Raw genomic sequence first — 1,312 nt, 5'->3', positions numbered from 1 at the left:
CAGGTATTTCTGGGGTTTGGACTGGCCGCTGCTGGCCGGCAACCCTTGGACGCGATTGATGGTAAAGGCCGTGGAACGACCAGGCAGTGTCGAGCCGGTTGAATTGGCAGCCGGTGCGCTGACGTCGATCGCGCTGGCACCGACGCCCACGTTCGACGCCACATAATCAACAGGCTGCAGGTTCCGTGGCTGGATGCTGGACAGCGATTTTTGATGCTGGGGCGGGGTGACGCTGCTGTCGCCGGGAGCTGTCTCTACCCCCTAGGAAAAACGTGGTCTGTCCCCGTTTTTCCCTCCGTGAGGTGGGGAGGCCGGCTAGATGATTCTCAGATTTATTTTCTGGACAAACCAGACAAATACCTCCCTTTCTCTTCCTCTATTCAAATTCTTTATTTCTTAATTCAGCCATTAGAAAAACTTGGGCACGGGCAGATAGCTCTTCCCATTGAGAAATGCTTAACACCACATTTTTTTTGCTCGGATAAAAGGTAAATTCAATGACCCCTTTCTCAGAAATCCCGACATCCATAAAAGGCTCACTTTCGCCTTTAAAATAAACACACAAGTAAGGAAAAAAACTATTTATATCCCCTACTTTTTCAAATTCGAGCTGTTTCATCAGTTCTTGACTCCACGGAAGCCGATAAATTCCCCATCCAGCCCCCAACTCGCCGCCCTGCCGTTAGGCAATGTGTAGGTCACCCATCCGGCTGGATACCTCCCACTCACACCAGTGGTTTTGACCCCGCCTCGTAGAACATCTCTAATCGAATTTTCTGCAAGCTCATTCAATAGAGCATCACTCCTGTAAACCTTACGCAGTGCTGCCGTATCCTCAAAGCCAAAATACTCCGGATGCTTTGTGACCGCCCGACCGGCGTTGGAAATAACCTGACCCGCCTGGGGAAACGGGGACAGACCACGTTTTCCATCTAAAAAATCGAATGCTTTTTCGGTCTGCCCGGGCATCCCCGCCGAGCTCGTCGCCCAATCATAGCTTCAATTTCGGCCGCAAATCGCGAATCACCAAGTACATAGTTGCCATTGGTGGCAGCCCGAATCTGGTCAACCAATCCTATCTCCAACTCGCTTGATAGACTTCAGCAGTCGATACATCTGTGTCCCCAAGCGATAGGTACTGAGCATGCGGGGTAATGAGATGCGAAAACTCTGATTGTGCGTTAGCACGATAACTCGACCAACGATATTCCGCAGGATGCGTCACCATTTTGGCTCTGACAGGATTCATCTCAATGTAGCGATAACAGGCCAATACATAACTATCACTTTGAACAAGGCACGAACGGAAGCG

General features: G+C 50.4%; 2 protein-coding genes and 1 pseudogene. All 3 read right to left on the bottom strand.

Annotated elements, in window-relative coordinates; translation table 11 throughout:
• Window positions 1-376: 376 nt before the first annotated feature.
• A complete protein-coding gene (locus JUI81_RS31610; protein WP_019582927.1) occupies window positions 377-619 on the bottom strand; it encodes a hypothetical protein in 243 nt (80 codons plus the stop codon).
• On the bottom strand, window positions 619-969 hold the full coding sequence (locus JUI81_RS31605; protein ID WP_204125691.1) for a hypothetical protein: 351 nt from the start codon (window positions 967-969) through the stop codon (window positions 619-621). Before JUI81_RS31605 ends, JUI81_RS31610 begins: the two co-directional genes overlap by 1 nt.
• Before the next feature lie 106 nt (window positions 970-1,075).
• Window positions 1,076-1,312 (bottom strand): annotated as a pseudogene (locus tag JUI81_RS31600) (transposase); the annotation flags it as partial.

It is taken from the genome of Pseudomonas sp. 008 (assembly GCF_016861935.1).
In the GTDB taxonomy this organism is placed as follows: Bacteria; Pseudomonadota; Gammaproteobacteria; order Pseudomonadales; family Pseudomonadaceae; genus Aquipseudomonas.
This window is presented reverse-complemented; position numbering and strand designations above follow the sequence as displayed.

What these genes read in the sequence shown, in the direction of transcription:
- JUI81_RS31610 (WP_019582927.1), bottom strand. Translation starts at nt 619, where the DNA reads ATGAAACAGCTCGAATTTGAAAAAGTAGGGGATATAAATAGTTTTTTT.
- JUI81_RS31605 (WP_204125691.1), bottom strand. Translation starts at nt 969, where the DNA reads ATGCCCGGGCAGACCGAAAAAGCATTCGATTTTTTAGATGGAAAACGT.